The organism is Elstera litoralis, from assembly GCF_000963705.1.
GTDB lineage: Bacteria > Pseudomonadota > Alphaproteobacteria > Elsterales > Elsteraceae > Elstera > Elstera litoralis.
The window spans coordinates 1-8,326 of the sequence record NZ_LAJY01000343.1 but is presented as its reverse complement, the minus strand read 5'-3'; the positions used below and the strand labels follow the sequence as shown (position 1 = coordinate 8,326).

The window sequence follows — 8,326 nt, the reverse complement described above, 5'->3', positions numbered from 1 at the left end:
ACCCGCGCACGTCCGCTTGCGGGGACAGCCCGTAGGTGACGACGCGCCGGTCGAGTTTCGGGATCATCGCCTGCACGCCGGGATGATCGATGCAGAGCGTCGCAAACCCGTAGAACGGAATATTCTCGACGAAGGTGCGGAAGGCCTCCTGCACTTTGTCGAAGGTGCCGTAATGGTCGAGATGCTCGGGGTCGATGTTCGTTACCACGGCGATAACGGAAGGCAGGCGGGTAAAAGTGCCGTCGCTTTCATCGGCCTCTACCACCATCCAATCGCCCGCGCCCAGGCGGGCATTGGTGCCATAGGCGTTAATGATGCCGCCATTGATGACGGTCGGATCGAGCCCCGCCGAATCCAGCATCGCGGCGATCATCGAGGTCGTCGTCGTCTTGCCGTGGGTGCCACCGACCGCGACCGACCATTTCAGGCGCATGAGTTCGCCCAGCATTTCGGCGCGGCGCACCACCGGCAGCAGGCGTTCGACGGCGGCGATGACTTCCGGGTTGTCGCGCTTGACGGCGGAGGAGATGACCAGCACCTGCGCGTCGGCCAGATTTTCGGCGCGGTGGCCGATTTCAACCGTAATGCCCAGCGAGCGCAGGCGCTTCACATTGGCGTTATCGGCTTGATCTGAGCCGCGTACCTTATAGCCGAGGTTATGCAGAATCTCGGCGATGCCCGACATGCCGATGCCGCCGATCCCGACAAAATGCAGGGTTCCGATCGATAGCGGCATCGCTCTCATAGGGCGTCTCCAGAAACGGCAGTCAGGGGCAGCGCGGCGCAGGTCAACACAAGGTCGGCGAGGCGGGCGGCGGCATCGGGTTTGGCGAGGGCACGGGCGGCTTTCGCCGCCTCGGCAAGCCGGCGGGGTTGGTGAGAAGCTCGGTGACGCGGCGGGTGAGGCCACCGTTCGAAAGCTCGGATTGTTCGACCCGCCACGCCGCGCCGTGATCGGAGAGGGCGCGGGCGTTGACGGTCTGATGATCGTCGGCGGACCCCGGCAGCGGCACCAGAATCGCGGGCCGCCCGGCAGCGGTCAGTTCCGCCACGGTCGAGGCCCCGGCGCGGGCGATGATGAGATGGGCCATCGTCAGGCGTTTCGCCATATCGCCGAAGAAGGGCGCGCAATCGGCCTTGATCCCGGCGGCGCGGTAGGTTTCCTGCGCGGCGGTAACGGCATCGGCGCGGACCTGATGGGAGACGCTGAGCAGCTCGCGCAGCACTTGCGGCAGGGCGGCGAGCGCGCTCGGGATCGTCTCACCGAACACGCGCGCGCCCTGGCTACCGCCGGTAATCAGAATATGAAAGCGTTCCTGCGGCAGGGTGAATTCGGGCACGCTCGCAATGGCGGCGCGCACGGGATTGCCGAGCCAGGTGATCGGTGGCGTCTGTGGCGGTAGGGCGAGGGTCTTGGCGAAGCTGGTGACGAGGGCCTTCGCCCGGCCCAGCAGCAGCCGGTTGGAGCGCCCAAGCACCGAATTCTGTTCGTGCAGCACGGTCGGCAGCCCCAGCCGCTGGGCGGCCAGCACCGGCGGAACGGAGGGATAGCCGCCGAAGCCGACGCAGACGGCGGGCTTCAAGCGCTTCAGGAGTTTCCGGCTGGCGAGAAAACCGCGCGCCAGGGTCACGGCGGCGCGGGCGCGTCCAAGCAAGCCCTGCCCGAGCATGGCGGCGGACGGAACCACGTGCAGATCGAGCCCCGCCTGCGTCACGCCCAGCGCCTTGCCCCGGACATCGGTAATGAGGGCAACGCGATAGCCACGTGCGATCAGTTCGCCCGCCAAAGCTTCTGCCGGGAACACATGGCCGCCGGTGCCGCCTGCGGCCAGCAGGATCAAGGTCGCGCTCATAGGTCGCTCTCCCCGAACCGGCGGCGTGTGAGGCCGAGCAGCATGCCCATCCCCAAGGCAATGGCGAACAGCGACGACAGCCCGTAGGAAATCAGCGGCAGCGTCATCCCCTTCGTCGGGATCATGTGCAGGGTCGAGGCCATATTGATGAAGGCTTGCAGGCCGAACTGCACCAGCAGCCCGGTTCCGGCCAGCAGCACGAAGAGGTTCGATTCCTGCAAGAGTTTGGCAAAGCCGCGCAGCACGATCAGCGCGAAGAGCGCGACGATAATCAGGCAGGTTATCAGCCCATATTCCTCGCCCGCGACGGCGAAGATGAAATCGGCATGCACGTCGGGAATAAAGGCTTTCGCCACGCCCTCGCCGGGGCCGCGCCCGAAGGCCCCGCCATTGGCAAAAGCATCCATCGCCTTATCGACCTGATAGCGGTCGCCCGCCGCAGGATCGAGGAAGCGGTCGATACGGCTCGCCACGTGGGGGAGTAGGAAATAGGCCCCGATCAGCCCCGTCACCGCGCCGAACCCGCCGATCAACACAAAGATCATCGGCAGCCCGGCGAGGAAGAATTGAATGAGCCAAATCGCGGTAATGACCACCGTCATGCCGAGGTCGGGCTGTTTCAGCAGCAGGGCCACGACGATCAAATACAGGCCGGTGCAAATCAGAAAGCCCGGCACGCCGCGCCCCTTGCGCTGTTCGGCAAACATCCAGGCGGCGACCACGGCAAAGCAGGGTTTGACGAATTCCGACGGTTGGATTGATTGGCCCGCCAGCGAAATCCAGCGCCGTGCGCCCTTAATCTCCTGGCCCGCCACCAAAGTCAGCGCCAGCATGCCGAGCCCACCAAGAAAACCGACAACGGCCAAACGGCGGATATTGCGCGGCGATAAAAGGGAAATCGCAATCATCACCAACAGCGCCGCCGGGAGCACCATCAACTGCCGTTTGACGAAGTGGAAACTGTCGGAAATACCGATGCGCGTTGCCACCGCCGGGCTCGCCGCCAGAATCAGCATCGCGCCAATCCCGGCCAGCACCAGCAGCGCCACGAGGCTCGTGCGGTCCACCGTCCACCACCAACGCCCAACGATGGAGCGGTCGGCGCGGGAGAAACTGCCGAGCGTCGTCATTGCGCGTCCTCCCCTTGGCTGAGGGTGCGGACGAGGTCGCGGAAATGGTCGCCGCGATGCTCGAAGCTTTTATATTGATCGAAGCTGGCGCAGGCGGGCGAGAGCAACACCACCTCGCCCGGTTTGGCGGCGGCCATCGCCCTGTGCAGGGCCACGTCGAGCGTTCCGCAGAACAGTGGTGTAACGCCGCCGTGGCTGAGGGTTTCGGCGAAACTATCGCTGGCCTCGCCGATCAAATAGGCCCCGCGCAGGCGCGGAAAATGGGCGACGAGACTATCGATCCCGCCCGATTTTGCGACGCCGCCTAAGATCCAATGGATTGCCGGATAGCAAACCAAAGCGCGCTCGGCGGCGTCGGCATTGGTCGCCTTGCTGTCGTTGATATAGGCGGTGCCGCGGACCGTTGCGACCAGCTCTTGCCGATGGGCGAGGCCGGGGAAGCGGGTGATCGCGTCGCAAATCTCAGCGGCGGTAAGGCCCGCGTGGCGGGCGGCGGCATAGGCGGCGCAGATGTTTTGCGCATTGTGACGGCCCGGCAGGCGCGCGGCGCGGTCGAGCACCAGAACTTCCACGGCGGCCCCATCGAGATCGTCGATCAAATGCCCGTCGAGCGCATAGACGCCGCCCGGAACCGGGGCCAGCACCGAAATTGGCACGACGCGCGGCGCGCGCTCGGTGCGGCGAACCTTATCGGCGAGGCTGCGGCTGGGGGCATCGTCCATACCGATGATCGCCCAGTCGTTTTCGCCCTGGTGCTGGAAGATCAGGCTTTTCGCTTGGATGTAACCGTCCATGCCGCCGTGCCGGTCCAGGTGATCGGCGGTGATGTTCAGCAGAATCGTCGTGCGCGCCGTGAGGCTCGGCACCCGCTCCAACTGGTAGGAGGAGAGTTCGAGCACATAGGTGCCCTCCGGCCCATAGGCGGGCAGGGTGAGCGCGGGCACGCCGATATTACCGCCCATCGACGCGGTGTGTCCGGTTTCGGTCAGAATATGCTCAATCAGCGCCGTGGTGGTCGATTTGCCATTGGTGCCGGTCACGGCGATCATCGGCGCTGCGGTTTGCGTCGAGAGCAGCAGATCGACATCGACCAAAATCGGCACGCCCGCGCCGCGCGCCAGATCGGCGGCGGGGTGCGGCTTTGGGTAGGAATGGGGAATGCCGGGCGAGAGAATTAGCGCCGAAAGTTCCGCCCAGGGCATCGCCACTACCGGCACCAGGGGAATGCCCGCCGCCTGGGCCGCATCGCGCGCCGGGGAATTATCGTCCCACGCGCTCACCAGGGCACCCGCGCGCATCAGCGCTTCCGCCGCCACCAAGCCGGAGCGGGCGAGGCCGACGACGGCCACCTGTTTGTTGCGATAGGCGGTGGGCAGAATCATGGGGGGACCTACCGCAGTTTCAAGGTTGAAAGGCCGATCAACGCCAGCACCGAGGCGATGATCCAGAAGCGGATAACAATGGTCGGCTCGGCCCAGCCCTTCTTTTCGAAGTGATGGTGCAGCGGGGCCATGCGGAACACGCGCTTGCCGGTCAGCTTGTAGCTGGTGACTTGCACGATGACCGACACGGTTTCGAGCACGAACAGCCCGCCGATAATCCCGAGCACGATTTCATGTTTGGTAATCACCGCGACCATGCCGAGCGCGCCGCCCAAGGAGAGCGAGCCGGTATCGCCCATGAACACACGCGCGGGCGGCGCGTTGAACCACAGAAAGCCTAAACCCGCGCCAGTCAAAGCCCCGCAGAACACCGCCATCTCCCCCGCGCCGGGGACGGAGGGGATTTGCAGATAGGCCGAGAAAACCGCATTGCCGACGAGGTAGGAAATCAGCGCGTAGCAGCCCGCCGCGATCATGACGGGCACGATGGCGAGCCCGTCCAGCCCATCGGTGAGGTTCACCGAATTGCCCGCGCCGACGATGATGAACACCGCAAACGGGATGAAGAACCAACCGATGTTAATCAGCACCTGCTTGAAGAACGGAATGGCGATGCTGGTCGACAGCGGGTCGCGCGTAATCATCATCACCCACACCACGGCCACGGTGGCGATGCCGACTTCGAAGATCAGCTTGATGCGGCCATTCAGCCCCTTCGGGTTCTTCTTGCTGACTTTGAGGAAATCATCGGCGAACCCAATCAGCCATAGCCGATCGTCACCATCAGCACGGCCCAAACATAGCCGGAGGAGAGGTCGCCCCAGAGCAGGGTTGAAATCGACAGCGCCAGCATAATCAGGAAGCCGCCCATCGTGGGCGTGCCCTTCTTGGTCAGCAGATGGCCTTCCGGCCCGTCGGTGCGGATCGGCTGGCCCTGGCCCTGCTTCATCCGCAGCCATAAAATCAGCTTCGGCCCCACGAAGAGCGCAATGAACAGCGCCGTAATAATCGCCCCGCCGGTTCGAAAAGTGAGATAGCGGAACAGGTTGAACAGCGCGAATTCATCGGATAAGGGGGCGAGAAGATTAAACAGCATTACGGTAAAACCTTCTGCGAAGCGGCGGATGCGGCGCGGAGCGCCTCGACGAGGGGGCGCATTTTCATACCGAGCGAGCCTTTCACCAGCAGCGCATCGCCGGCGGCAAGATCGGCTGTCACGGCCTCGATCAGATCGGCGGTGCGTGCGGCGTGGCGGGTCACGCGCCCGGCCGGCAGGCGTTCGCCAGCGCGCTAACGTGCGTGCCCGCGAGGTAAACTCGGTCGAGTCCGGCGGTGTTCAGCGCCTCGGCGAGATCGGCGTGCAGCGCGTCGGCGTCGGCCCCGAGTTCCAGCATATCGCCCAACACCAGCAGGCGGCGGCCCGGCAAACTGGCGAGCACCGCGAGCGCGGCGCGAACGGCGGTGGGGCTGGCGTTATAGCTTTCATCGAGCAGGGTGATGGTGCCGCCCAACCAGGGCAGAGTGAGCCGTTCGCCCCGGCCCGCGACCGGGCGCAGGTTTTCGCCCGCAGCGCAGGCGGCATCGAGATCGCCGCCGAGCAGGACCAAGGAGGTCAGCACGCCGAGGCTGTTCATCGCCTGATGCCGACCGGCAAGGCCCCAACGGTAGCGGCGGTGCCGACCGAGAATCATGCTTCGACCGTATCGATCCCCTCCGCGCCCGGCTGCCAGTCGAGCAAGCGGCTATCGGCCTCGGCAGAGGTGCCGAAGCTGAGGCGCGTCGGGTAGGCGGACGCCATTAGATCGAAATAGACCGAATCGCGCGGCAGAATCAGCGTTCCGCCTGCTTCCAGCCCTTCGGCGATGCTGGCCTTTTCGCGCGCGATTCCGGCCTCGCCATCGGGGAAAAACTCGGTATGCGCCGGGGCGATGGCGGTGACGAGCGCCACCTGGGGCCGGACTTGCCGGGCTAGCGGCGCGATTTCGCCCGCGTGGTTCATGCCCAACTCGAACACGCCGAACCGCACGGCCTCCGGCATGCGCGCGAGCGACAGCGGCACGCCGAAATTATTGTTGAGGTTGCCGCGCGACCCATAGGTCGGGGCTTGGGCGGTCAGAAGCTGAGTGAGGGCTTCCTTGCTGGAGGTTTTGCCGACGCTGCCGGTGATTGCGGCAATCCGGGCATCGACGCGGGCACGGGCAAAGCGGCCCAAATCTTCGAGCGCCGCCATCGTATCGGCGACCAGCAGATGCGGTCCGTCGACCACACGATCGACCACCGCCGCCACCGCGCCCGCCGCCAAAGCTTGGGCGATATAAGCGTGGGCGTCGTGATTCTCACCGCGTAAGGCGACGAACAGATCGCCGGGTTGCACCGTGCGGCTATCGATACTGACGCCGGTGGCGGTCCACGGTCCGACCGCAAGGCCGCCCGTCGCCCGCGCGGCGGTTTTATGGGTCCATAGACCGATCATGGCGCGGCCTTCCACAGCACCGACCCGCCCGCCGCTGCAAGTGCGCGCGCGGCGATGTCGCGGTCGTCGAAGGGGAGGGTTTCGCTGCCGACGATCTGGCCCGATTCATGGCCTTTGCCCGCGATAATCAGCACGTCATCGGCTTTGAGCGCGGCGATTGCTTCGGCAATAGCTTCGGCGCGGTCGCCGATTTCCAGGATTTCGGCGGACCCGTCGCAGCCGTCGAGCACGGCGCGGCGAATGGTGGCGGCATCTTCGCTGCGCGGGTTATCGTCGGTGATGATCGCTCGGTCGGCGAGGCGGGAGGCGATGCCGCCCATAATCGGGCGCTTGCCGGGGTCGCGGTCGCCGCCGCAGCCGACGATGACGTGCAGCTTGCCGGTTGCGGCCATCGTATTGCGCGCGGCGGTCAGCACCACCTCCAGCGCGCCGGGCTTATGGGCGTAATCGACGATCACGGTTGCGCCGTCCAAGGTGCCGACGGTTTCCATCCGGCCCGGCACCGCTTGGAGTTGGCCGATAGTGCCAAGCGCGGCATCGACCGGCACCCCGGCGGCAATCGCCAGCCCCAGGGCGGCGAGTAGATTATCGGCTTGGAAACTGCCGAGCACAGGGAAGAGCACATCTGCCGACCGGCCCAGAATCGAGAGCGATAGGGCTTGGCCGCCGTGGGCGATGCTGCGGCCTGTGAGCGCCAGATCGGCGGTTTTGGTGCCATAGGTCAGGCAGGTCTGGCCGCGCTGGAGCACGCGGTCGCGCAGGACTTGGCCCCATTCGTCGGCGATATTGATAATGGCGGTGCCGTCTTGTGGCAGAAGCTCTTCGAACAGCCGCGCCTTCGCCTCGAAATAGACGGGCATGGTTTCGTGGTAGTCGAGATGGTCGCGCTGAAGATTGGTGAAGGCCGCCGCCTTCAGCCGCACCCCATCGAGCCGCCGCTGGTCGATGCCGTGGGAAGAGGCTTCAAGCGCGAAATGGGTGACGCCCGCCTGCGCCACGTCGGCCAAATAGGCGTGCAGTGCCACCGGGTCCGGCGTCGTCAGCGTATAGCGCGGCTCAAGGCCGGGCGCGATCAGCCCGAGCGTGCCGAGATAGCCCGCCGCATGCCCGCTTCCCGCAAAAATGCCTTGCGTGAACCAGGCGGTCGAGGTTTTGCCGCTGGTGCCGGTGACGGCCACGATGGTTTCGGGCTGCTGGCCGTAGAAAGCGGCAGCGATCAATGCCAGCTCGCGGCGTGGGTCGGGCGAAATCAGCACGGGAATAGGGGCTTCAATCCCTTCCGCGCCGAGGATCACCGACGCGCCCATCGTCGCCGCCTGGGCGATGAAGCGCGGCCATCGGCCTTGCTGCCGGAGAGGGCGGCGAAGAGATAGCCGGGGCGCACGGCGCGGCTATCCGCCGTAATCCCGGTCACGGTCACGTCGGCGAGGGGGCCGGGCAGGCCAATGAGCAGATCACCGAGCCGCAACGTTCGATCCTCCAAGGGGG

General features: G+C 65.6%; 9 protein-coding genes and 1 pseudogene. All 10 read right to left on the bottom strand.

Going from position 1 to position 8,326, the window contains the following annotated elements; translation table 11 throughout:
• A partial coding sequence (locus VZ95_RS13195; protein ID WP_045776259.1) for a UDP-N-acetylmuramate--L-alanine ligase occupies nucleotides 1–745 on the bottom strand: 745 nt, incomplete at its 3' end.
• Between the two features lie 43 nt (nucleotides 746–788).
• Nucleotides 789–1,853 (bottom strand): undecaprenyldiphospho-muramoylpentapeptide beta-N-acetylglucosaminyltransferase, encoded by a 1,065-nt coding sequence (gene murG / locus VZ95_RS13190; protein ID WP_232302653.1) that lies wholly within the window; start codon nucleotides 1,851–1,853, stop codon nucleotides 789–791.
• Nucleotides 1,850–2,983, bottom strand: coding sequence for an FtsW/RodA/SpoVE family cell cycle protein (locus tag VZ95_RS13185; protein WP_045776258.1), 1,134 nt, complete (start codon nucleotides 2,981–2,983; stop codon nucleotides 1,850–1,852). The genes murG and VZ95_RS13185 overlap by 4 nt, the downstream gene beginning before the upstream one ends.
• Nucleotides 2,980–4,365, bottom strand: coding sequence for a UDP-N-acetylmuramoyl-L-alanine--D-glutamate ligase (murD, locus tag VZ95_RS13180; protein WP_045776257.1), 1,386 nt, complete (start codon nucleotides 4,363–4,365; stop codon nucleotides 2,980–2,982). Before murD ends, VZ95_RS13185 begins: the two co-directional genes overlap by 4 nt.
• Nucleotides 4,366–4,373: 8 nt before the next feature.
• Nucleotides 4,374–5,458 (bottom strand): annotated as a pseudogene (gene mraY / locus VZ95_RS13175) (phospho-N-acetylmuramoyl-pentapeptide-transferase).
• A 2-nt stretch (nucleotides 5,459–5,460) separates the two neighbouring features.
• Nucleotides 5,461–5,625, bottom strand: a complete 165-nt coding sequence (locus VZ95_RS25650; protein WP_198148286.1) for a hypothetical protein — start codon at nucleotides 5,623–5,625, stop codon at nucleotides 5,461–5,463.
• Entirely contained in the window at nucleotides 5,622–6,056 is a 435-nt protein-coding gene (locus VZ95_RS25645) for a glutamate ligase domain-containing protein (RefSeq protein ID WP_052711755.1), read from the bottom strand. Before VZ95_RS25645 ends, VZ95_RS25650 begins: the two co-directional genes overlap by 4 nt.
• On the bottom strand, nucleotides 6,053–6,838 hold the full coding sequence (locus tag VZ95_RS25640) for a UDP-N-acetylmuramoyl-tripeptide--D-alanyl-D-alanine ligase (protein WP_198148285.1): 786 nt from the start codon (nucleotides 6,836–6,838) through the stop codon (nucleotides 6,053–6,055). The genes VZ95_RS25645 and VZ95_RS25640 overlap by 4 nt, the downstream gene beginning before the upstream one ends.
• Nucleotides 6,835–8,145: a UDP-N-acetylmuramoyl-L-alanyl-D-glutamate--2,6-diaminopimelate ligase gene (locus VZ95_RS13165; protein ID WP_332308093.1), complete on the bottom strand. Its 1,311-nt coding sequence runs from the start codon at nucleotides 8,143–8,145 to the stop codon at nucleotides 6,835–6,837. The genes VZ95_RS25640 and VZ95_RS13165 overlap by 4 nt, the downstream gene beginning before the upstream one ends.
• Nucleotides 8,130–8,326: Mur ligase domain-containing protein (locus VZ95_RS28895; protein WP_332308092.1), on the bottom strand; the 197-nt coding region annotated here is incomplete at its 5' end. The genes VZ95_RS13165 and VZ95_RS28895, both read right to left, overlap by 16 nt.

What these genes read in the sequence shown, in the direction of transcription:
- murG (WP_232302653.1), bottom strand. Translation starts at nt 1,853, where the DNA reads ATGAGCGCGACCTTGATCCTGCTGGCCGCAGGCGGCACCGGCGGCCAT.
- VZ95_RS13185 (WP_045776258.1), bottom strand. Translation starts at nt 2,983, where the DNA reads ATGACGACGCTCGGCAGTTTCTCCCGCGCCGACCGCTCCATCGTTGGG.
- murD (WP_045776257.1), bottom strand. Translation starts at nt 4,365, where the DNA reads ATGATTCTGCCCACCGCCTATCGCAACAAACAGGTGGCCGTCGTCGGC.
- VZ95_RS25645 (WP_052711755.1), bottom strand. Translation starts at nt 6,056, where the DNA reads ATGATTCTCGGTCGGCACCGCCGCTACCGTTGGGGCCTTGCCGGTCGG.
- VZ95_RS25640 (WP_198148285.1), bottom strand. Translation starts at nt 6,838, where the DNA reads ATGATCGGTCTATGGACCCATAAAACCGCCGCGCGGGCGACGGGCGGC.
- VZ95_RS13165 (WP_332308093.1), bottom strand. Translation starts at nt 8,145, where the DNA reads ATGGGCGCGTCGGTGATCCTCGGCGCGGAAGGGATTGAAGCCCCTATT.